A 20,148-nucleotide genomic window follows, 5' to 3' on the forward strand; every position below is an offset into this window, starting at 1 on the left:
GACGGACAACCACCGGACGTGGTCTACCGCGCCGGCACGACGATCATGCAACCCGACCAGGAGGCCCAGAGAGTAGCTTAGAAAACGCCAGATCCTGTCCAAGGATCGGGGAGCACCTCACGAAGATGAGCGCGGGTGGAATGTCTGAATGGTAACTCGCGCCGATCAGGAGGCTGAGAGTTGCGACTGCGAAGCCGGTCCCCTGCGTCGAGGATTTAAGATCGATAGGGAGGGTCATGGGCGATCCTTTCGCTAACACCGTTTATGTTTGAGATTGGGGCCACGTTGGACAAGACGTTGTCAGACTGCGGTCTTACTGGGCGCTAAAGATCGATTTGAAGGTCCATTCCCGCAAGTTTTCAGATGGGAGATTTAGAGACCGAGTTATGATCGGGCTTGCCCCGATCATCTCCTGCCTCGCCTCTCGCCTGACCGGGCGGAGATCGCCGGGTCAAGCCCGGCGATGACGTGCGCGAGTGGCGACCGGTTGGTCAGGCCAGCAGCCTGCGCGCGATCACCTGAGCCTGAATCTCCGCGGCACCCTCGAAGATGTTGAGGATGCGGGCGTCGCAGAGGAGGCGGCTGATCGGGTATTCGAGCGCGAAGCCGTTGCCGCCGTGGATCTGCAGCCCGTTGTCGGCGGCGGCCCAGGCGGTGCGCGCCCCAAGGAGCTTGGCCATGCCGGCCTCGATGTCGCAGCGGCGGTCGTTGTCCTTCTCGGCGGCCGAGAAATACGTCAGCTGCCGCGTCACCATGATGTCCACCGCCATCATGGCGAGCTTGTTGGCGATGCGCGGGAAGGCGACGAGGGGCTTGCCGAACTGGTTGCGCGTCTCGGCGTAGGCGAGGGCCGTGTCCATCGCGGCCTGGGCCACGCCGATGGCGCGGGCGGCCGTCTGGATGCGGGCGCTCTCGAAGGTCTGCATGAGCTGCTTGAAGCCCTGACCCTCGGCCCCGCCGAGGAGGTTCTCGCCCTTCACCTTGAAGTCGTCGAAATTGACCGTGTATTCCTTCATGCCGCGATAGCCGAGCACCTCGATCTCGCCGCCCGAGATGCCCGGATCCTGCCAGGGCTGCGCGTCGGTGCCCGGCGTCTTTTCGGCCAGGAACATGCTCAGGCCGCGGTAGTCGTTCGTGTCGGGCACGGTCCGCGCGAGCACGGTCATCACGTGGGTCCGGGCGGCGTGGGTGATCCAGGTCTTGTTGCCGTTGATCGTCCAGTCGCCGTCCTCGCCCTTGACGCCACGGGTGCGCAGGGAGCCGAGGTCGGAGCCGGTGTTCGGCTCGGTGAAGACGGCCGTCGGTAGCGTCTCGCCCGAGGCAAGACGGGGCAACCACTTCGCCTTCTGCTCCTCGGTGCCGCCGCAGAGGATGAGTTCGGCGGCGATCTCGGAGCGGGTGCCGAGGGAGCCCACGCCGATATAGCCGCGCGACAACTCCTCGGAGACGACGCACATCGCCGCCTTCGGCAGGCCGAGGCCGCCGAACTCCTCGGGGATGGTCAGGCCGAAGACGCCCATCTCCGCCATCTCCTCGATGATCTCCATCGGGATCAGCTCGTCCTTCAGATGCCACTCGTGCGCGTGGGGCGCGACGCGGTCGGCAGCCCAGCGGCGGAACTGGTCGCGGATCATCTCGAGCTCTTCGTCGAGACCGGTCGCCCCGAAGGTCGCGTTGGCGGTCGCGTCGCGCAGAAGCTCCACCAGGCGGGTGCGCGCGGCCTGGGTGTTGCCCTCGTTGCAGAGGGTCATCACGGCGGGCACCATCATCGCACGCTGGTCGTCCTGGCTCAGGTGCATGTCCTGCGGACGGACGATCTCGCCCTGGGACATCGGCAGGCCGCCATAGGCTTGCCAGAGGTATTCGCCGAAAGCGATCTGATGCAGGAGCGCCTCGGCCTCGCCGAAGGCCCCCTCCGCGTCGAGGCGGTCGGCCCAATGCTGCATCTGCCGCAGGGCCTGGGCGTAGGTGGCGAGCCAGGCGAAGCCGTGGGTCGCCGTCTGCTCCGCCTCGAGGAGGGCCGCGTCGATGCGGCCGTCGCGGGTCACGCGCGCCGAGACGGCGGTTTTCGCCTTTGCGGCAAGGGTTTCGAGCGCGTCGCAGGCCTGCGCCGTGAGCGTCAGCAGCTCCGGCAGGCGGGCGTCCTGGGGGAGCGGCATGGTCTGACCGTCGTGGGGCATGGCGAAACCTCCTGTCGGGAATCTGTCGATCTCTGTTTTGCAGTTGCAGCGAAACTTAATTCCACGAAACGGCAGTCGCAAGTGAAGAAAATGACTTTCTTGTTTCGGTTGTGCGGGCTGGCCCCGCGTGCGGCCCGGGCGTATCGAGGGGCATGGAACCGCTTTCGCTCGCCCTTTGGACGCTCGCGCTCGTCATCGCCTTGTTTGCCGGCGTCGTGAAGGGCTCGGTCGGCTTCGCGCTGCCGCTCATCATGATTTCGGGGCTCTCCAGCTTCCTCGACCCGAAGCTCGCGCTCGCCGGCATCCTCGTCTCGGTGCTGGCGACGAACGGCTGGCAGGTGACGCGTCAGGGCTATGCCGCGGCACGGGACGCGGCGGTGCTGCACTGGCGCTACCTGCTCGTCGTGATGGTCGCGATCTTCCTGACCGCGCAGGTGGTGACGGCGATCCCGAGCCGGGTGTTCTATTTCATTCTGGGCGTGCCGGTCGTTGGGCTGTCGCTTCTGCAGTTGAGTGGCGTGCGCCTCGCGGTGCCGGAGGCGCGGCGGGTCGCCGCGGAGTGGATCATCGGTCTCGTCTCGGGCATCCTCGGCGGTCTCGCGGGCACATGGGGGCCGACGACGGTGCTTTACCTGATCGCGATCGACACGCCGAAGGCCCGGCAGATGGTGGTGCAGGGCGTCATCTACGGGGCCGGCTCGGTGATGCTGGTGCTCGCGCATCTGCGCTCGGGGGTGCTGAACGGCGACACGGTCTGGTTCTCGGCCGCGCTGCTTCCGGCGGCGCTTCTGGGCATGGCGATCGGTTTTCGGTTGCAGGACCGGATGGATCAGGCGCTCTTCAAGAAGGTCACGCTGATCGTGCTGGTCGTTGCGGGGCTCAACCTGATCCGCAAGGGCCTCATGGGCTGATCAGGAGAGGAACTGGAAGCAGGCCTGCTCGACACGGCCCTGGTTTTCGGTCTCGGTCACTTCGAAGGGCACGGTCACGACCGGCTCGCCGGCGACCTCGATGGAGAAGGTCCAGGGGCCGAGCACCTTCTCGTAGTCGTATTCGAAGGTGAAAAGATTGAGGTTCGTCGTGCCGGGCGTGAGCGTATCGGTCCATTCCTCCCGCTCGATGCCGCGTTCGCCCATGGGCGGATGGGTCACGACGACGGTGACATCCATTTCGGGCGTGCCGGGTTTCAGCGCGGTGCGGAAGCCGAAGCTCAACTGGTCGAGCGTCGGCACGGTGCGATCGGGCAAGTCGAAGGCGAGGCCCTGCTCGATCCGGCGGATGAAGCCCGACTCGGTGCCGGGCGCGTCGATCAACTCCCCGTCCGTGGGCCGGGGGCAGATGATGCCGGCCTCGACGAGGCGCACTTGAGCGGCCGCCGGTGCGGCGCAGAGCAGGGCGAGGAAAAGCAAAGGGAAGAGGCGCATGTAGAGGTTTCAGCTGTTGAGGAAGAGGCCGCAGACCTCGGTTACGGCGGCATTCGGCGTATCGGAAACGGTGAAGTCGACGGAGATGAGCGTGCCCGTCGCATCCGCGATCTGCAGCGTCCAGGGGCCGGGCACCATCTCGTAGGCGAACTCGAAGGTATAGGCCCGTGTCGAGGTCTCGCCAGGGGCGAAATCACGGGTGTAGGATTGTTCGGTCACGCCGTTTTCGCCCATCGGCGGGTGCAGCGTCACCATGCGCAGGGTGGCGCCGCCCGGGCCTTCCCACCGGGTTTGCAGGCCGAGGCCGAGCCCCGGGATCATCGGGACGTCCCGGGTATCGAGGTCGATGGCGAGGCCGTCGACTTCGCGGACGCCACCGATCAGCGTGTCGGGCGCGTCCCGCATCGGGCCGTCCCGACCGTCCGGGCAGACGATCCCCGCCCGCAGGAGCGTGATCTCGGCCCGGGCGGCCCCGGCCCCGAAAGACAGGGCCAGGACAAGCGGTATCAGAAGCGGCTTCAGCCGATGGCGCACGCCTTCACGTCCTCGTCGATGTGGTCGACGTATTTCTCGAAGTTGTCGCAGAACATGTCCACCAGCTTCTGCGCCTGCGCGTCATATGCGTCCTTGTCCGCCCAGGTGCGGCGCGGATCGAGGAGGATGTCCGCCACGCCCGGGCAGGCGACGGGCACCTCGAAGCCGAAGTTCGGATCCTTGCGGAATTCGCCCTTCGAGAGGGAGCCGTCGAGGGCCGCCGTCAGGAGCGCGCGCGTCGCTTTGATGGGCATCCGCGAGCCCGTGCCGTATGCCCCACCGGTCCAGCCGGTGTTGACGAGCCAGCAATCGGAGCCGTGCTTCGCGATCTTCTGCTGCAGGAGCTTGCCATAGACCTCGGGGCGACGCGGCATGAAGGGCGCGCCGAAACAGGTGGAGAAGGTCGGCTCCGGCTCGGTGACGCCGCGCTCGGTGCCGGCGACCTTGGAGGTGAAGCCCGAGAGGAAGTGGTACATCGCCTGCGCCGGGGTCAGCCGCGCGATCGGGGGCAGGACGCCGAAGGCATCGCAGGTCAGCATGACGACGTTGCCGGGGTTGCCGCCGAGTGCCGTGGGCGAGGCGTTGGAGATGTAGTCCAGCGGGTAGGCCGCGCGCATGTTGGCCGTGATGCTGTCGTCCTCGAAGTCGAGGTCCAGCGTTTCGGGATCGAAGACCATGTTCTCGATCACGGTGCCGAACTTCGTCGTGGTGGCGAAGATCTCCGGCTCCGCCTCGGGCGAGAGGTTGATCGTCTTGGCGTAGCAGCCGCCCTCGAAGTTGAAGATGCCCCGGTCGGACCAGCCATGCTCGTCATCGCCGATCAGCACACGGTCGGGCGCGGCCGAGAGCGTGGTCTTGCCGGTGCCCGACAGGCCGAAGAACACGGCGGCGTCCGTGGGCTTTCCGATGGCGTGGTTGGCCGAGCAATGCATCGGCATCACGCCCTTCTCGGGCAGGATGTAGTTCAGCAGCGTGAAGACGCTCTTCTTGTTCTCGCCCGCGTATTCGGTGCCGGCGATCAGGATCTCCTTCGCGTCGAGGTTCAGCGCGATCACCACGTCGCTGCGGCAGCCGTGGCGGTCGGGGTCGGCCTTGAAGCTGGGGCAATTGATGACCGTGTATTCGGGCACGAAAGCCGCCAGTTCCTGCGCATCGGGGCGGCGCAGCATGTGGCGGATGAAGAGCGAGTGCCAGGCCAGCTCAGTCACCACGCGCACATCGAGGCGATGCGCCGGGTCGGAGCCGCCGAAGAGATCCTGCACGAAGTAGTCGCGCCCCTTCATGTGGGCCAGCATGTCGGCTTTCAGGACGTCGTAGGCACCGGGCTCCATCGGCGCGTTGTTGTCCCACCAGATCGTGTCTTCGGTGGCGGCCGAACGGACGACGTGCTTGTCCTTGGGCGAGCGACCGGTGAACTTGCCGGTGGTCACGAGGAAGGCCCCGCCCTGGCCGAGCGTGCCTTCGCCGCGGACGAGAGCCTCCTGGATGATCGCGGGTTCGAGGAGGTTGTAATAAACCCGACCCAGTCCGGTGATGCCTTGGGCTTCGAGCGTCTGCTCGGGGTTCACGCGATGGGTCATGGTCTTCTCCTGATGGCGGAAACCCGTTCAGGTTGAGCGACTTGGCGTCAGTGCCGTCGCATCGGGCCTCCCTTTGCGGAATGTAACATCGCGGCGGGCCGGGCGGCAGAGGTCGTTAGCGCAACCACCCCCCTCCGGTAGCGCAATCATGTGTCGGATCGGAGACACGCGATTAACTCCGCCTTAATGGCAGACGCGCCACAGTCTGGCCGACGAATCACTTCGGAGGCGAAATGTGTTGATCTCGGGGGCCCTTTTCGGGGAACGTGACGAAAAACACGGCAGTAAAACAGGCAACCAGAGGACATTGGCATGTCGCGGATCGCGCTCGTCGACGACGACAGGAACATCCTGACGTCGGTCTCCATGACTCTCGAGGCGGAAGGCTTCGAGGTCGAAACCTACAACGACGGACAGAGCGCGCTCGACGCCTTCAGCCGTCAGATGCCGGATCTCGGTGTCTTCGACATCAAGATGCCGCGGATGGACGGTATGGATCTGCTGCAGCGTCTGCGGCAGAAATCCTCGGTTCCCGTCATCTTCCTGACGTCGAAGGACGACGAGATCGACGAGGTGCTCGGCCTGCGGATGGGGGCGGACGACTACGTCCGCAAGCCCTTCTCCCAGCGTCTTCTGGTGGAACGGATCCGCGCGATCCTGCGCCGGCAGGAGGCGATCGCCTCCGATGAGACCGAAGCGCCCGAGGACACCCAGGTCATGCAGCGGGGCGAGCTGACGATGGATCCGCTGCGCCATGCGGTGAAGTGGAAGGGCAAGGATGTCACCCTGACGGTGACGGAGTTCCTCCTCCTCCAGGCCCTCGCGCAGCGTCCCGGCTTCGTGAAGTCGCGCGACCAGTTGATGGACGTCGCCTACGACGACCAGGTCTATGTCGACGACCGCACGATCGACAGTCACATCAAGCGTCTGCGCAAGAAGATGCGCTCCGCCGATCCGGAGTTCTCCGCGATCGAGACGCTCTACGGCATCGGCTACCGCTACAACGAAGAATAACGGACGACCGGGATGGCTTCCTTGACCGATCTCGATGTCAGCGATGCGGCCCCGAAGGCGCGGCGCTTCTTCCGGCGCAAAAAGCGCGCCGCGGCCGATGGCGAGGTCGTGCTCGGCGAGGACTGGGAGCGTCCCGAAGGATCGCTCGAGAGCGAGTTGAGCGAGGCGCGGGCGCGGCGCGGGCTCTTCTCGCTCGACCGCTCGCCGCTGGCGCGCAAGATCATCGTCTTCAACCTGCTCGCGATCCTCCTTCTGGTGGCGGGTGTCCTCTTCCTCAATCCGTCGCGCGACAGCCTCCTCGTGCAGCGCGAGCGCGGCCTCGTCACCGAGGCGCGGCTGATTGCCGATGTCGTCCAGGCCTCGCTGCCGCAGACCGCCCCGGTCTCGCTTGCCGCGGGTGACGGCGTCGATGTGCAGACGCTCCTCTCGGACGTCGACCTGCCCGACGGTGTCGAGGTCCACGTCTTCGATGGTGCCGGAAACCTCATCGCGCAGGAGATCGGCGCGGCGACGCCCGAGACCGTCACGGGCCTCACCGACGGCACGAGCAAGACGACGATCATCACCTCCGCTCTCAACGGGATCTGGGAGATGGCGTCGAGCCTGTTCCAGCGTGGCGAGGATGGCGAGCCGGCCCCCCTCGACGTGGCTCAGGCCATGTTGCTGCAGTCGCCCGAGACGACGGCGATCCGCGGCTACAACGGCGTCGACGGCAAGCTCTTCACCGTCACGACGCCGATCACCATGGGCGACGCCGCGTTCGGCATGATCGCCGTGACCACCCGCGCGGGCGAGATCGACGCGCTCGTGCGCGTGGAGCGGGAACAACTGCTGCAGATGTTCGTCATCGCGCTGCTCGTCTCCATAGGGCTCAGCCTCGTGCTCGCCTCCACGATCGCGAACCCCCTGTCGGACCTTTCGGCCGCCGCCGAACTCGGCCGCGACAAGCACGCCCGCAAGATGTCGCCGCAGCGGGTGCGCATCCCCGACCTGACCGCGCGGCCCGACGAGATCGGTCGCCTGTCGGGTGCGCTGCGCGGCATGGTCGGCGCGCTCTACGACCGGATCGACAGCAACGAGCAGTTCGCGGCCGACGTCGCCCACGAGATCAAGAATCCGCTGGCGAGCCTGCGCTCCGCCGTCGGTACCCTGCGCCTCGCCAAGACGGACGAACAACGCGGGCGGCTTCTCGAGGTGATCGAGCACGATGTTCGCCGCCTCGACCGCCTCGTCAGCGATATCTCCAACGCCTCCCGCCTCGACAGCGAGCTCGTGAAGGAAGAGGAAGAGCCGTTCGATCTGGTCAAGATGATCTCGAACCTCGGTGTCTACCACGGACAGGAGGCGGAGACGCAGAACATCGACTTCATCACCGACCTGCCGAAGGATCCGATCGTCATCATGGGCCTCGAGGCCCGGCTGGCCCAGGTCTTCGTCAATCTCATCACCAACGCGATGTCCTTCTGCGAAGAGGGCGACGCCGTGCGCGTCTGGCTCCGCCGGCGCGAGAACCGCGTTCTGGTCGTGGTCGAGGACACCGGGCCCGGCATCCCCGAGGCCGCGCTGACCAAGGTGTTCAACCGCTTCTATTCGGAGCGGCCCGAAAAGCAGTTCGGTAACCACTCGGGCCTCGGCCTCGCCATCTCGAAGCAGATCGTGGAGGCGCACGGCGGCGTCATCTGGGCCGAGAATATCCGGCCGACCGATATGGATCTGACCTCCGATCCGCTGGGCGCGCGCTTCGTCGTCGGCCTGCCGATCTGAGCCATGGCGGAGACCTTCCCCCGGCCGAACCGACTGCCGGGCGGAGGGGTCTCGCTCCATGCGACCACCGTGGCGCTCGATGGCCGGGCCCTGGCGATCTGCGGCCCGTCCGGTGCCGGAAAGTCCGAGACGGCGGCGCAGATGATCGCGCTCGGCGCGGTGCTGGTGAGCGACGACCTGACCCTGTTGCGCCGGGAAGGCTCGTCTCTGCGGGCGAGCGCCCCGGCGGGCGCACCCGCCGCGCTGGAGACACGGGGGATCGGGCTGATCGCGCTGCCCCTCGCGCCACCCGCGGTGCTCGCCGGTCTGCTCTGGCTCGGCCCGTCGCCGGCGCGGCTGCCGGAGCCGGAGGCGCAGGAGATCGAAGGGGTGGCCGTGCCGCTCCTGCGTCACCCGGTCCGACCCGCGCTGGCGGCCAAGGCCGTCCTGTGGCTGCGTGCGGCGACTGCGTAACAGGGTGTTGAAATGGCGGTGATGCTGCCGCCATCCGCCTTAAACTCGACCGGGGACGGCGCTATGTAGGCGAAGTGACGGAGGATGCGATGGCAGATCACGGCGCGCAGACAGACCTGATCCTCGTGACCGGCCCGTCGGGGGCCGGGCGCACGACTGCGATCCACGTTCTGGAAGACATCGGCTACGAGGTGATCGACAATCTGCCGCTGTCGCTCGTCGCCCGGCTGCTGGAAGGGGGGCTCGACCGCCCGCTGGCGCTCGGGATCGACGTGCGCAACCGCGACTTCAGCATCGACGCGCTCCTGTCGCTCGCCGCGCGGATCCGCGCCGACCCGACCTTCGCGGCCCGGCTCCTCTATCTCGACTGCGCCGCCGCAACGCTCGTCGCGCGGTTCTCCGAGACGCGCCGTCGTCACCCGCTTGCCCCAGAGGAGGACGCGGAGGTCGGTGTGGCGCGGGAGCTGTCGGTGCTGACGGGGCTCGACGACCATGCGGACGCCGTGATCGACACGACAGAGATGACGGTGCACGACCTGCGCGACGAGATCCTGCGCTGGTTCGGTGGCGATGCGCGCCGTCTTGCGCTTTCCGTGCAGTCGTTCAGCTACAAGCGCGGCGTTCCGCGGGGCCTCGACCTCGTATTCGACGTGCGGTTTCTCGCGAACCCCCATTGGGTGCCCGCACTGCGCGCGCTGACGGGGCGCGAGGCGGAGGTTCAGGCCCATGTCGCCGCCGACCCGCGCTACGGCGATTTCTATGCCCGGATGAGCGGGCTCATCCTGTCGCTCCTTCCGGCTTATCGCGACGAGGGCCGCGCGCATCTCGCGATCGGTCTCGGATGCACGGGCGGGCGGCACCGGTCGGTTGCCGTTGCAGAAAGTCTCGCCGAAACCCTTGCCGTCGAGGGTTGGCGGGTGTCTAAACGACATCGGGAATTGGATCGCCGCGCCGCGGCATCGACGAAAGGCCCGGATGACACGGGCCATGGGGAAAACGCCGCATGATCGGCATCGTGATCGTCGCCCACGGGGGGCTGGCCGAGGAATATCGGCGCGCCGTGGAGCATGTGATGGGCCCGCAGGAGGGGATCCGTGCCGTCTCGGTCGCGGCCACCTGCGACCGTGCGGGCAAGGAACAGGAAATCTGTGCCATCGCCGACAGCGTGGACATGGGCGACGGTGTGGTCGTCGTGACCGATATCTTCGGCGGCTCGCCGTCGAACCTGTCGATGGGAGCCTGCGCGCCCTCCGACCGCAAGATCTTCTACGGGGCGAACTTGCCGGCGCTCATCAAGCTGGCGCGGTCGCGGGGCAAGCCCCTCGACGAGGCGCTGGCCTTGGCGAAGGCGGCGGGAACGCGCTACATGGACGTAGCCCAGGGTCCGGCGGCCTGACCCTGCCGGACGGGGGGACCATGGCGCAACGCACGCTCGACATCATCAACGAAAAGGGGCTTCACGCCCGTGCCTCGGCGAAGTTCGCCGAATGCGTCGAGGGGTTCGACGCGCGCGCGACCGTCCGAAAGGACGGGATGGAGGCCGCGGGCGACTCGATCATGGGGCTTCTGATGCTCGGGGCCGCGCGCGGCACGTCGATCGACGTCGAGACCTCGGGGTCGGAGGCCGGGCCGCTGATGGAGGCGCTCGCCGCGCTCGTCGCGGATTACTTCGGCGAAGGCATGTAGCCCAGCGTCGGCCTATCGGGTGGGGACCGGCGCGTCGCCCTGGTAGTCGTAGAAGCCCCGCTGCGTCTTGCGGCCGAGCCAGCCGGCCTCCACGTATTTCGTCAGGAGCGGGCAGGGCCGATACTTGGTGTCCGCCAGACCGTCGTGCAGGACGTTCATGATGGCGAGACAGGTATCGAGCCCGATGAAATCCGCCAGTTCCAGCGGTCCCATCGGGTGGTTCGCACCGAGCTTCATCGAGGTGTCGATCGAGGTGACGGTGCCCACGCCCTCGTAGAGCGTGTAGACCGCCTCGTTTATCATCGGCATCAGGATGCGGTTGACGATGAAGGCGGGAAAGTCCTCGGCCGTGGCGGAGGTCTTTTCGAGCCGTTCCACGACACCGTGGCAGGCCTTGTAGGTTTCCTCGCTGGTCGCGATGCCGCGGATGAGCTCGACGAGCTGCATGATCGGAACTGGGTTCATGAAGTGGAACCCCATGAAACGCTCGGGCCGATCCGTCGCGCTGGCCAGGCGCGTGATCGAGATCGACGACGTGTTCGACGTCAGGATCGTCTCGGGCCGCAGGCTGGGCAGAAGCTCGGCGAAGATGGCGTGCTTGATGTCCTCTCGTTCGGTTGCCGCCTCGATGATGAGGTCCGACGGGCCGAGATCGGTGAGCGTGAGCGTCGGCGTGATCCGCGCAAGGGCGGCGTCGCGGGCGTCGGCGGTGATCTTCTCGCGGCTGACCTGCCGCTCCATGTTCCGGTCTATGAGATCCATCGCCGCATCGAGCGCATCTTCGTTCACATCGGTGAGTGCCACGTCATAGCCGGCCAGCGCGCAGACATGGGCGATGCCGTTGCCCATCTGGCCCGCCCCGACGATGCCGATGCTCTTGATGTCCATGGCCGCTCTCCTGTCCGTCGGGCGGACCATAGCAGCGGGGGGCAGGGGGGCAAGCGGCGCGGTCTGAGACAATTCGCGACGAATGCGCCGTTCAACCAATCGGTAAGCCTTCGCCGGCACTCTGCTCCACGGACACAGAATCAGGGTTCCCGAGGCATGAGCGACGAAGGACGGCGCGATACGATCAACTACTATCCCTGCACCTACGGTCGCGCGCGGATCCAGTTTCGCGGCCCGCCGGTGCCGCTCGACTGGGCCTATACCGCAGTCGTCGGCGGATCGGAGGTGTTCGGAAAATACGTGGAGGATCCCTTTACCGATCAATTGGCCGACATGACGGGTCGCCGGGTGGTGAACCTCGGTGTGATGAATGCGGGAATCGACGCCTTCATTCAGGACGACGGCCTCGCGGCCGTGCTCGCGCGGGCCGAGATCGTCGTGGTGCAGACGATGGGCGCGCAGAATATGTCGAACCGGTTCTACACCGTGCATCCGAGACGGAACGACCGGTTTCTCCGGGCGTCGAGCGCGCTCTGCAGGCTCTATCGAGAGGTCGACTTCAGCGACTTCGCCTTCACGCGGCACATGCTGACGACGCTTCGCCGAACCTGTTCCAAACGCTTCGCGGTGGTCGCCGAAGAGCTTTCGACGGCCTGGCTCGCCCGGATGGAGACCTTGCTCTCCGGTATCTCGGGCAAATGCGTGCTTCTGCATCTCGAGGACAGCCGGGATCACGGGCTCGGGCCCGAGCCCTGCTTCGTGACAGTCGATCAGCTTCAGGCGCTAGAGGGCAAGTTCGACAAGGTGGTGCAATGCGTTGTCGGCGATGGGGACGGAGAGGATCCGCTCCGTGAGATGGTGTATCCCGAGACGGAGCGCGACGCCGCGATGCGAATGATCTCGGTCGATGCGCACGAGCGGATCGCGAAGGCCCTCGCACGGGTCATTCGGCGCCAGGACGGTCTCGCCGCATGAGAAACGGCAGCCTGTCCCGCCCTCGCCGGTTTCCAAGGGTGTCGGGGGCTCGCCGCGGGCTCTGTCTCCGGCCGGTAGAGCGGGTCGCTCTGTCGCGCGCAGCCGGACCGACCGGCATGGCGACGGCCCAGGATGGGCCGTATGCTCGGTGTCGGCGATCGTTCGGTTCTCCAGCCGAAGTGGAAAGGAGCAGGGGTCGTTGCGGGCGGTGAAGATTCGCGCGGTTGAATGCGGGTGCGAGACCGTCTGCCGCCGAAAACACTCTCGGCGCCGTGCTGGACCTTGGGGTGCCAAAAGAAAAGGGCGCGGCCCCGTCAGAGGCCGCGCCCGTCAATACTCACGTGCCGCAGCAGCGTCAGAGCTTCTCGATGAGCTCCGGCACGGCGGTGAAGAGATCGGCGACCAGGCCATAGTCGGCGACCTGGAAGATCGGCGCTTCCTCGTCCTTGTTGATCGCGACGATGATCTTCGAGTCCTTCATGCCGGCGAGGTGCTGGATCGCACCGGAGATGCCGACCGCGACATAAAGATCGGGAGCGACGACCTTGCCGGTCTGGCCGACCTGCCAGTCGTTCGGCGCGTAGCCCGAGTCGACCGCCGCGCGCGACGCCCCGACGGCCGCCCCGAGCTTGTCGGCGAGCTTCTCGATCATCGCGAAGTCGTCTTCCGAACCGACGCCGCGGCCGCCCGAGACGACGACACCGGCGGAGGTCAGCTCCGGCCGGTCGCTCTCGGCGACCTTGTCCTCGACCCATTCCGAAAGACCCGGGTTCTCGGCGGTGCCGATCGTCTCGACCGGGGCCGACCCGCCTTCGGGCGTGGCGTCGAAGGTCGAGGTGCGGATCGTCATCACCTTGGTCGCATCCGACGACTTGATCGTCTGGATCGCGTTGCCCGCGTAGATCGGGCGTTCGAAGGTGTCGGCGTCGATCACGGCGGTCACGTCCGAGAGGACCATGACGTCGAGGAGTGCAGCGATGCGGGGCATCACGTTCTTCGCGTCCGTCGTCGAGGGGGCGAGGATGTGGGAGTAGTCCCCGGCGAGCCCGGCGACGAGCGCCGCTGTCGGCTCGGCCAGGCGATGGCCCAGCGAGGCATCCTCGGCGACGAGCACCTTCGAGACGCCTTCGAGCTTGGCGGCCGCTTCGCCCGCGGCCGAGGCGGAGGCCCCGGCGCAGAGGAGCGTCACGTCGCCGAGTTGCTTCGCCGCCGTCATCGCCTTGGCCGTGGCGTCGACATTGAGTTCACCGTTGGTGACTTCACCGATCAGAAGAACAGCCATCACACAGCCCCCGCTTCCTTGAGTTTCGCAACCAGATCGTCGACCGAGCCGACCATTTCGCCGGCCTTGCGCGCCTCGGGCTCGGCGGTCTTGACGATTTCGAGCCGCGGCGCGACGTCGACGCCGTAGTCCTCGGGCGTCTTCTCCTCGAGCGGCTTCTTCTTGGCTTTCATGATGTTCGGCAGCGACGCGTAGCGCGGCTCGTTGAGGCGCAGGTCGACGGTGACGATCGCCGGCATCTTGACCTTGATGGTCTGGAGCCCGCCGTCGACCTCGCGGGTGACGACGGCGCTGTCACCCTCGACCTTGACCTCGGAGGCGAAGGTCGCCTGCGACCAGCCGAGAAGAGCCGAGAGCATCTGCCCGGTCGCGTTCATGTCGTTGTCGATGGCCTGCTTGCCGGCGAGCACGAGGCCCGGCTCCTCGGCGTCGATGACGGCCTTGAGGAGCTTGGCGACGGCGAGGGGCTCGATGTCGGTGTGCACGTCGTCGGCCGCCGTGATGAGGATGGCGCGGTCGGCCCCCATGGCGAGCGCGGTGCGGAGCGTCTCCTGCGCCTGCTTGACGCCGATCGAGACGGCGACCACTTCGGTCGCGGTGCCGGCTTCCTTCAGGCGGATGGCTTCTTCGACGGCGATCTCGTCGAAGGGGTTCATCGACATCTTGACGTTGGCGAGGTCAACGCCGGAACCATCGGCCTTCACACGCACCTTGACGTTGTAGTCGATCACCCGCTTGACGGGTACGAGGACTTTCATCGGTCACTCCTCCTGCGAAAATTACCTTCCGGGGTGTTAGACCAGCAAAGGCGCGCGGGACAGGGCGAAAGCGACACGATGATGCCTTGTGACGCACCGTTTCGCCCTGCGTGACGTGGATCGGAAACCCGTGTGGCGGATCGCAGCGGACCTCCGGCGCGCGCTTCAGCCCCGGTTCGCGCCGGGCACCCAGAGCACGTCGCCCCGGCCGTCGTCGTTGGCGATGCGGGAGGCCACGAAGAACCAGTCGGAGAGGCGGTTGAGATATTTCACCGCGGCGGCGTTGACGTCGCCCTCGTCGGCGAGTTCGACGCAGAGCCGCTCGGCCCGCCGCGTGACCGTCCGGCAGAGATGCAGATGCGCCGACAGCGGAGAGCCGCCGGGCAGAACGAAGGACCGGAGCGGCTCGAGCGCGCCGTTCATCGCGTCGATCTCCTCCTCGAGGCGGGCGACCTGCCCGTCCGAGACGCGCAGGGGCGGATACTCGGCCTGATCGTCGTTGGCGAGCCCTGGACGGCAGAGGTCCGCGCCGAGGTCGAACATGTCGTTCTGGATCATGGCGAGCCGCGCATCCATGTCGCCCTCGGCGTGGAGACGGGCCATCCCGATCGTGGCGTTCGCCTCGTCGACGGTGCCATAGGCTTCGACCCGGGCCGACGTCTTGGCCACGCGGGAGCCGTCGCCGAGCGCGGTCGTGCCGCTATCGCCGGTGCGGGTGTAGATTTTGGAGAGAACGACCATTGGTTTACCCTTTCGACCGGATCCAGACGAAGCCCACCAGCAGGATCACGGCCACGAGCTGCGCGACGAGGCGCAGGCGCATGATCTTGTTGGCGTACTTGCGGTTGAAGTCGCCGCCCTTCGCGAAGCCCCCGATCCCCGTCATCAGGATCAGGAGGACGATCAGGCAGGCACCTGCCACGAGATAGAAGAGGGGGTCATCGCGCATGGGCTATTCCTATCGTTGGAGTGTCGAGCCACCTAAGGCGGTCGCTCAGGAATTCGAGACGATTCGATCGAAGGCGCGCGTCGGCAGGGTGCGCTTGAGTGCCGTCGCGAGCGTCGTGGGCACCGTGACGCGATAGCGGGCCCGGGGCCGGGGGCTCTCGATCGCGTGGACAAGAGCCTTGGTCACCGCGCTCGCGGGCAGCTCGAACCGGGCTGTTTCGTCCCGATAGAGCCGATCCATCAGGCGCTCGTAGTCGGCGCGGCGGACGGACGCCTTCCAGTCGATCCAGCGCTCGAACTGCGCGCGGGCATTGGCGCGGAAGCGCGAGGTGATGGGGCCGGGTTCGATCAGGATCGGATGGATGTCGGTGCCCCGCATCTCCATGCGCAGGGTGTCGGTCAGGCCCTCGAGCGCGAATTTCGTGGCGTTGTAGGCTCCGCGCCAGGGGGCGGCGGCAAAGCCGAGGACACTGGAATTCTGGACGATGCGGCCGTGGCCCTGCGCCCGCATCACGGGAATGACGCGCCGCGTCAGATCGTGCCAGCCGAAGAAATTGGCCTCGAAGATCGCGCGAAGGGCGTCGGTCGGCAGATCCTCGACGAGGCCGGGAATTGCGTAGGCCCCGTTGTTGAAAAGCGCGTCGAGACGACCACCCGTGGCGGCCAGGACACTGTCGAGCGCGGGGGCGATCGTTTCGGGAGCTTCGTAGTCGAGGTGCGGAGACGTCAGGCCTTCCGATTCAAGCCGCGCGCAGTCATCGGGTTTGCGGCAGGCGGCGAAGACCGTCCAGCCCCGCTCAGCGAGCGTATGCGCCGCATCATGGCCGATGCCGGTGGACGCCCCGGTGATGAGGATGCTGCGGGTCATGGTCTTCGCGTTAGCAGTCCGGGACCCGAATGCAAACGGGCGCGCGTATGGCGCGCCCGAAAGGCTGGTCGTGGCGACGGATTTCAGTCAGGCCGGGGCGAGGAAGCGCGCGGACATGTAACCCGTCCGACCGCTTTCGACGTCTCGGATCTGGATCCAGCCGTTCTCCTCGGCCCCGAGGGCTTCGGTCACGGTGCCGCCCGGCAGGCTGTCGACGACGGCATTGGCGGTCGAGGGACCGGCGCGCATGTTGACCCGGCTGCCAGTCACCTTGAGCAGTTCGCGCGCGCCTTCCGGCTCCGCGGCGGCGTCGGTGACGTCTTCTTCGACCGGAATCTGCGGCTGAACGAGGCTGACGATCACCGGCTCGCCGATGAGGCGCGGGCTGTCGCCGGGAAGGCTTGGCGTCGGCGCGGAGGCGGCGATGACTGCGGCGTCGGGCACGACCGGCTCGGAGACTGCGGCACGCGTCACCTCGGCATCGGCGGTCCGCGGCTCCATCAGAACGGGATCGGCCTGCGCCGCGCCCACGGCGGCGATATCTATATCGCGGGTGCTGCGATCGGTGAGAAGGTCGTCGGTAGGCTGGCCCCAGATGACGAAGCCGGCATAGAGCGCCACGGCGAGCGTAAAGGTCAATTTGATCATAATGGACGTCCCCCCGGACATGATCGAAAACAACTTGATACAAGAACAAACGACCGTGGCAGCGGTTCCGTCGTTCCGAAACTAAGGTTAACACATGGGGTGCCGTAGGGACAGCCCGTCGTGGCGAGGGCGGCGTTGCAAAAACACCCCGGTTCCCCGTCGCTGCGGCCTCCTACCCCCGAGTGCTTGTGTGGTCGAACCCGCCCCGATACATCATTCGGTATGAGTGACCAGAACGACACGGACGATCTGCCTCCGGTTTCCGGGGAGATCCTGCGCGAGCCGCTGCGCCGCGCGATCGGGGACCGCTACCTGACCTATGCGCTCTCGACGATCATGCACCGGGCGCTGCCCGATGCCCGTGACGGTCTGAAACCCGTCCATCGGCGCATCCTCTACGCGATGCGGGAGTTGCGGCTGTCGTCCACCGGGGGTTTTCGCAAGTCGGCCAAGATCTCGGGCGACGTGATGGGCAATTATCATCCCCACGGCGACGCCGCGATCTACGATGCGATGGCCCGCCTCGCGCAGGACTTCGCGGTGCGTTATCCGCTCGTGGACGGGCAGGGGAACTTCGGCAACATCGACGGCGACAACCCGGCTGCCGCCCGCTATACCGAGGCCCGCATGACCGCCGCCGCCGAAGCGCTGCTCGACGGGCTCGACGAGAACGCGGTCGACTTCCGCGACAACTACGACGGCACCCTGCAGGAGCCGGTCGTCCTGCCGGCGGCGTACCCGAACCTTCTGGCCAATGGCGCGGCGGGGATCGCGGTCGGCATGGCGACGAACATCCCGCCCCACAACCTCGACGAGCTGATCGCGGCCTGCCTGCATCTCATCAAGGCCCCGAATGCGCGGGCCGAGACGCTTCTGGAGCATATCCCCGGGCCCGACTTCCCGACGGGCGGTGTGATCGTCGAGCCGAAGGAGAACATCCTCGAAGCCTACAACACCGGGCGCGGGGCCTTCCGCCTGCGGGCGCGGCACGTGGTGGAAGACCTCGGCAAGGGGCAGTGGCAGATCGTCGTCACCGAGATCCCGTACCAGGTCCAGAAGGGCAAGCTGATCGAGAAGCTGGCCGAACTGGTCCTGCAGAAGAAGGTGCCGATCCTGGCGGACGTGCGCGACGAGAGCGCCGACGACGTCCGCATCGTGCTCGAGCCCAAGTCGCGCAACGTCGACCCGGACGTGCTGATGAACACGCTCTACCGGCTGTCGGACCTGGAGACGCGCTTCTCGCTCAACATGAACGTGCTGATCGACGGGGTGACGCCGCGTGTGTGCGGCCTGCGCGAGGTGTTGCAGGCCTTCCTCGACCACCGGCGCGACGTGCTCCTGCGCCGCTCGCAGCACCGGATGGACAAGATCGACCACCGGCTCGAGGTGCTCGAAGGGTTCATCCTCGCCTATCTGAACCTCGACCGGGTGATCGACATCATCCGCTACGACGACGCGCCCAAGCAGGCCCTGATGCACGAGCCGTGGGGCGAGGGCTATGTGCGGGCCGCGGATGAGGCCGACTATCGCTCGCCCCTGCCGACGGAGCGGCCGTCCACACTGACCGAGGTGCAGGCGGAAGCGATCCTGAACATGCGGCTCCGGGCCCTGCGGCGGCTCGAGGAACTGGCGCTCCTGAAGGAGCGCGACGCCCTGATGGAAGAGCGCGCGACCCTGCAGGATCTGCTCGAAAGCGACGAGATCCAGTGGAAGACCATCGCCGACGAGTTGCGCGCGCAGCGCAAGCTTTTCGGCAAGTCGACCGATCTCGGCCGCCGGCGGACCGATTTCGCCGAAGCGGTCGAGGTGGCCGACGTACCGCTCGAGGCGATGATCGAGCGCGAGCCGGTCACGGTCGTCTGCTCGAGGATGGGCTGGGTACGGGCGCTCTCGGGGCACCAGCCGCTCGACAAGGAATTGAAGTTCAAGGACGGCGATGGCCCGGCCTTCATGTTCCACGCCGAGACGACCGACAAGCTCATCGTCTGGAGCAGCGACGGGCGTGCCTTCACGATCATGGCGAACGCGCTCCCGGGCGGGCGGGGCATGGGCGAGCCCCTGCGCCTCATGATCGACCTCCCGAACGAGAGCGAGATCGTCGACATCCTGATCCATCAGCCGGGCCGCAAGCTGTTGCTGGCGTCGAGCGCGGGCGACGGCTTCGTCGTCCCCGAGGAGGAGATGGTCGCCATGCGCCGTGCGGGCAAGGCGGTGATGACCGTGAAAGCCGGGGTGCGCGCGATGAAGCCCGCGGTGGCGACGGGCGATCACGTCGCCTGCATCGGGGAGAACCGCAAGATGCTGGTGTTCCCGCTTGCCGACCTGCCCGAGATGCCGCGTGGCAAGGGCGTTCGGCTCCAGAAGTTCAAGGACGGCGGGCTGGCCGACGTTACGGTCATCACGCTGGCCGAGGGGCTGTCGTGGTCCGATCCGGCGGGCCGCACGCGGCACGAGCCCGATCTCGGCGAATGGCTCGGCACGCGGGCTCAGGCGGGGCGAATGGCACCGCGCGGCTTCCCGCGCGACAACAGGTTCGGATAAGGACCGCAGGGGCGCGACAGACGCCCGTAACGAGACGAGAGGTATGGCATGGCATATCTGATGAACCGGCGGACGTTTGGCGCGACCGGCCTCGCGGCGGGGCTTTCGGCCTGCGCGACCCCCGATCCGCTGGGCGAGGACCTACCGCCGATGGGCGACTTCCAACTGGCCTTCACCGTGGTGGTCTCCGAGAACGCCAAGAAGATCCCGCCGTCGCGGGATGCGACGCCCGAGCAGCTCAAGTCGGTTATGACGGCCGAAGTGGAGCGCCGCTTCGGGGCCTACGCGGGCGGCACGGGCTACGTGATCGCGCTCAACATCGACGGCTACGCGCTCGCCCCGCCGGGTATCCCGGTCGTACTGACGCCGAAGTCGATCATGGTGGTGTCCGCCAATCTCTGGCGGGCCGATCCGCAGGAGAAACTTGCCGGTCCGAACCAGATCACGACCTTCGAGGGGGCCGATACGCTGATTCTGGGCTCGGGCCTCGTGAAGAGCGCCGAGGAGCAGTTGGAGACGCTCTGCCGCAACATGGCCAGGAAGGTGCAGAGCTGGATCCTGCGCGACCATCGCGACCTGATCGGCCTCGCCGCCTGAGCCCCTGG

At 66.8% G+C, this 20,148-nt stretch carries 21 protein-coding genes; 10 read left to right on the plus strand and 11 right to left on the minus strand.

Features of this window, described 5'->3' with window-relative positions; translation table 11 throughout:
• Positions 1 to 491 precede the first annotated feature (491 nt).
• Positions 492 to 2,180: an acyl-CoA dehydrogenase family protein gene (locus HSX43_RS18060; RefSeq protein ID WP_179381542.1), complete on the minus strand. Its 1,689-nt coding sequence runs from the start codon at positions 2,178 to 2,180 to the stop codon at positions 492 to 494.
• A 152-nt stretch (positions 2,181 to 2,332) separates the two neighbouring features.
• Between HSX43_RS18060 and HSX43_RS18065 the strand changes: the two genes are divergently transcribed.
• A complete protein-coding gene (locus tag HSX43_RS18065; RefSeq protein WP_179381543.1) occupies positions 2,333 to 3,091 on the plus strand; it encodes a sulfite exporter TauE/SafE family protein in 759 nt (252 codons plus the stop codon).
• Here the strand turns inward: HSX43_RS18065 and HSX43_RS18070 are convergent, their stop codons facing one another.
• The 3 genes from HSX43_RS18070 to HSX43_RS18080 are packed head-to-tail and all read right to left on the minus strand — an operon-like array spanning position 3,092 to position 5,718.
• Complete coding sequence (locus HSX43_RS18070) at positions 3,092 to 3,604, minus strand: DUF3859 domain-containing protein (RefSeq protein WP_179381544.1); 513 nt, start codon at positions 3,602 to 3,604, stop codon at positions 3,092 to 3,094.
• A 9-nt stretch (positions 3,605 to 3,613) separates the two neighbouring features.
• The gene (locus HSX43_RS18075; RefSeq protein ID WP_179381545.1) at positions 3,614 to 4,138 is read right to left on the minus strand and encodes a DUF3859 domain-containing protein; all 525 of its coding nucleotides are present in this window, start codon (positions 4,136 to 4,138) and stop codon (positions 3,614 to 3,616) included.
• Complete coding sequence (locus HSX43_RS18080; protein WP_179381546.1) at positions 4,123 to 5,718, minus strand: phosphoenolpyruvate carboxykinase; 1,596 nt, start codon at positions 5,716 to 5,718, stop codon at positions 4,123 to 4,125. The genes HSX43_RS18075 and HSX43_RS18080 overlap by 16 nt, the downstream gene beginning before the upstream one ends.
• A 312-nt stretch (positions 5,719 to 6,030) precedes the next feature.
• Between HSX43_RS18080 and HSX43_RS18085 the strand changes: the two genes are divergently transcribed.
• The 6 genes from HSX43_RS18085 to HSX43_RS18110 all read left to right on the plus strand — a co-directional run bounded on the left by HSX43_RS18085 (position 6,031) and on the right by HSX43_RS18110 (position 10,635).
• On the plus strand, positions 6,031 to 6,732 hold the full coding sequence (locus tag HSX43_RS18085; RefSeq protein ID WP_179381547.1) for a response regulator transcription factor: 702 nt from the start codon (positions 6,031 to 6,033) through the stop codon (positions 6,730 to 6,732).
• Between the two features lie 12 nt (positions 6,733 to 6,744).
• Positions 6,745 to 8,496 carry a sensor histidine kinase gene (locus HSX43_RS18090; protein WP_179381548.1) on the plus strand — a complete coding sequence of 584 codons (1,752 nt, stop codon included), beginning with the start codon at positions 6,745 to 6,747 and terminating at the stop codon, positions 8,494 to 8,496.
• A gap of 3 nt (positions 8,497 to 8,499) precedes the next feature.
• The gene (locus tag HSX43_RS18095; protein WP_179381549.1) at positions 8,500 to 8,949 is read left to right on the plus strand and encodes an HPr kinase/phosphorylase; all 450 of its coding nucleotides are present in this window, start codon (positions 8,500 to 8,502) and stop codon (positions 8,947 to 8,949) included.
• 89 nt (positions 8,950 to 9,038) lie between these two features.
• The gene (rapZ, locus tag HSX43_RS18100) at positions 9,039 to 9,956 is read left to right on the plus strand and encodes an RNase adapter RapZ (RefSeq protein WP_179381550.1); all 918 of its coding nucleotides are present in this window, start codon (positions 9,039 to 9,041) and stop codon (positions 9,954 to 9,956) included.
• Complete coding sequence (locus HSX43_RS18105) at positions 9,953 to 10,345, plus strand: PTS sugar transporter subunit IIA (RefSeq protein ID WP_179381551.1); 393 nt, start codon at positions 9,953 to 9,955, stop codon at positions 10,343 to 10,345. The genes rapZ and HSX43_RS18105 overlap by 4 nt, the downstream gene beginning before the upstream one ends.
• Positions 10,346 to 10,365: 20 nt before the next feature.
• Positions 10,366 to 10,635, plus strand: a complete 270-nt coding sequence (locus HSX43_RS18110) for an HPr family phosphocarrier protein (protein ID WP_179381552.1) — start codon at positions 10,366 to 10,368, stop codon at positions 10,633 to 10,635.
• Between the two features lie 12 nt (positions 10,636 to 10,647).
• On the opposite strand, the gene HSX43_RS18115 is transcribed toward HSX43_RS18110, so the two are convergent.
• Entirely contained in the window at positions 10,648 to 11,523 is an 876-nt protein-coding gene (locus tag HSX43_RS18115; protein WP_179381553.1) for a 3-hydroxybutyryl-CoA dehydrogenase, read from the minus strand.
• A 156-nt stretch (positions 11,524 to 11,679) separates the two neighbouring features.
• Between HSX43_RS18115 and HSX43_RS18120 the strand changes: the two genes are divergently transcribed.
• Positions 11,680 to 12,498 carry a DUF6473 family protein gene (locus tag HSX43_RS18120; protein WP_179381554.1) on the plus strand — a complete coding sequence of 273 codons (819 nt, stop codon included), beginning with the start codon at positions 11,680 to 11,682 and terminating at the stop codon, positions 12,496 to 12,498.
• Positions 12,499 to 12,853: 355 nt separating this feature from the next.
• On the opposite strand, the gene HSX43_RS18125 is transcribed toward HSX43_RS18120, so the two are convergent.
• The 6 genes from HSX43_RS18125 to HSX43_RS18150 all read right to left on the minus strand — a co-directional run bounded on the left by HSX43_RS18125 (position 12,854) and on the right by HSX43_RS18150 (position 17,002).
• Positions 12,854 to 13,780: an FAD-binding protein gene (locus HSX43_RS18125; RefSeq protein WP_179381555.1), complete on the minus strand. Its 927-nt coding sequence runs from the start codon at positions 13,778 to 13,780 to the stop codon at positions 12,854 to 12,856.
• The gene (locus tag HSX43_RS18130; RefSeq protein ID WP_179381556.1) at positions 13,780 to 14,538 is read right to left on the minus strand and encodes an electron transfer flavoprotein subunit beta/FixA family protein; all 759 of its coding nucleotides are present in this window, start codon (positions 14,536 to 14,538) and stop codon (positions 13,780 to 13,782) included. The genes HSX43_RS18125 and HSX43_RS18130 overlap by 1 nt, the downstream gene beginning before the upstream one ends.
• Positions 14,539 to 14,703: 165 nt before the next feature.
• Positions 14,704 to 15,279, minus strand: a complete 576-nt coding sequence (locus HSX43_RS18135; RefSeq protein WP_179381557.1) for a cob(I)yrinic acid a,c-diamide adenosyltransferase — start codon at positions 15,277 to 15,279, stop codon at positions 14,704 to 14,706.
• Positions 15,280 to 15,283: 4 nt separating this feature from the next.
• On the minus strand, positions 15,284 to 15,487 hold the full coding sequence (locus HSX43_RS18140; protein ID WP_179381558.1) for a twin transmembrane helix small protein: 204 nt from the start codon (positions 15,485 to 15,487) through the stop codon (positions 15,284 to 15,286).
• A 45-nt stretch (positions 15,488 to 15,532) separates the two neighbouring features.
• The gene (locus tag HSX43_RS18145; protein ID WP_179381559.1) at positions 15,533 to 16,354 is read right to left on the minus strand and encodes an SDR family oxidoreductase; all 822 of its coding nucleotides are present in this window, start codon (positions 16,352 to 16,354) and stop codon (positions 15,533 to 15,535) included.
• An 87-nt stretch (positions 16,355 to 16,441) separates the two neighbouring features.
• Complete coding sequence (locus HSX43_RS18150; RefSeq protein ID WP_179381560.1) at positions 16,442 to 17,002, minus strand: SH3 domain-containing protein; 561 nt, start codon at positions 17,000 to 17,002, stop codon at positions 16,442 to 16,444.
• 222 nt (positions 17,003 to 17,224) lie between these two features.
• On the opposite strand from HSX43_RS18150, the gene HSX43_RS18155 reads away from it, so the two are divergent.
• Positions 17,225 to 19,543: a DNA topoisomerase IV subunit A gene (locus tag HSX43_RS18155; RefSeq protein ID WP_179381561.1), complete on the plus strand. Its 2,319-nt coding sequence runs from the start codon at positions 17,225 to 17,227 to the stop codon at positions 19,541 to 19,543.
• 48 nt (positions 19,544 to 19,591) lie between these two features.
• Complete coding sequence (locus tag HSX43_RS18160) at positions 19,592 to 20,140, plus strand: hypothetical protein (RefSeq protein WP_179381562.1); 549 nt, start codon at positions 19,592 to 19,594, stop codon at positions 20,138 to 20,140.
• Positions 20,141 to 20,148 lie beyond the last annotated feature (8 nt).

The sequence above is a fragment of the Jannaschia marina genome (assembly GCF_013404595.1).
GTDB lineage: Bacteria > Pseudomonadota > Alphaproteobacteria > Rhodobacterales > Rhodobacteraceae > Jannaschia > Jannaschia marina.

Bases quoted from the DNA above. Each gene is read 5' to 3' on its own strand.
- HSX43_RS18060 (WP_179381542.1), bottom strand. From the start codon at position 2,180: ATGCCCCACGACGGTCAGACCATGCCGCTCCCCCAGGACGCCCGCCTG.
- HSX43_RS18065 (WP_179381543.1), top strand. From the start codon at position 2,333: ATGGAACCGCTTTCGCTCGCCCTTTGGACGCTCGCGCTCGTCATCGCC.
- HSX43_RS18070 (WP_179381544.1), bottom strand. From the start codon at position 3,604: ATGCGCCTCTTCCCTTTGCTTTTCCTCGCCCTGCTCTGCGCCGCACCG.
- HSX43_RS18080 (WP_179381546.1), bottom strand. From the start codon at position 5,718: ATGACCCATCGCGTGAACCCCGAGCAGACGCTCGAAGCCCAAGGCATC.
- HSX43_RS18085 (WP_179381547.1), top strand. From the start codon at position 6,031: ATGTCGCGGATCGCGCTCGTCGACGACGACAGGAACATCCTGACGTCG.
- HSX43_RS18090 (WP_179381548.1), top strand. From the start codon at position 6,745: ATGGCTTCCTTGACCGATCTCGATGTCAGCGATGCGGCCCCGAAGGCG.
- HSX43_RS18095 (WP_179381549.1), top strand. From the start codon at position 8,500: ATGGCGGAGACCTTCCCCCGGCCGAACCGACTGCCGGGCGGAGGGGTC.
- rapZ (WP_179381550.1), top strand. From the start codon at position 9,039: ATGGCAGATCACGGCGCGCAGACAGACCTGATCCTCGTGACCGGCCCG.
- HSX43_RS18105 (WP_179381551.1), top strand. From the start codon at position 9,953: ATGATCGGCATCGTGATCGTCGCCCACGGGGGGCTGGCCGAGGAATAT.
- HSX43_RS18110 (WP_179381552.1), top strand. From the start codon at position 10,366: ATGGCGCAACGCACGCTCGACATCATCAACGAAAAGGGGCTTCACGCC.
- HSX43_RS18115 (WP_179381553.1), bottom strand. From the start codon at position 11,523: ATGGACATCAAGAGCATCGGCATCGTCGGGGCGGGCCAGATGGGCAAC.
- HSX43_RS18120 (WP_179381554.1), top strand. From the start codon at position 11,680: ATGAGCGACGAAGGACGGCGCGATACGATCAACTACTATCCCTGCACC.
- HSX43_RS18125 (WP_179381555.1), bottom strand. From the start codon at position 13,780: ATGGCTGTTCTTCTGATCGGTGAAGTCACCAACGGTGAACTCAATGTC.
- HSX43_RS18130 (WP_179381556.1), bottom strand. From the start codon at position 14,538: ATGAAAGTCCTCGTACCCGTCAAGCGGGTGATCGACTACAACGTCAAG.
- HSX43_RS18135 (WP_179381557.1), bottom strand. From the start codon at position 15,279: ATGGTCGTTCTCTCCAAAATCTACACCCGCACCGGCGATAGCGGCACG.
- HSX43_RS18140 (WP_179381558.1), bottom strand. From the start codon at position 15,487: ATGCGCGATGACCCCCTCTTCTATCTCGTGGCAGGTGCCTGCCTGATC.
- HSX43_RS18145 (WP_179381559.1), bottom strand. From the start codon at position 16,354: ATGACCCGCAGCATCCTCATCACCGGGGCGTCCACCGGCATCGGCCAT.
- HSX43_RS18150 (WP_179381560.1), bottom strand. From the start codon at position 17,002: ATGATCAAATTGACCTTTACGCTCGCCGTGGCGCTCTATGCCGGCTTC.
- HSX43_RS18155 (WP_179381561.1), top strand. From the start codon at position 17,225: ATGAGTGACCAGAACGACACGGACGATCTGCCTCCGGTTTCCGGGGAG.
- HSX43_RS18160 (WP_179381562.1), top strand. From the start codon at position 19,592: ATGGCATATCTGATGAACCGGCGGACGTTTGGCGCGACCGGCCTCGCG.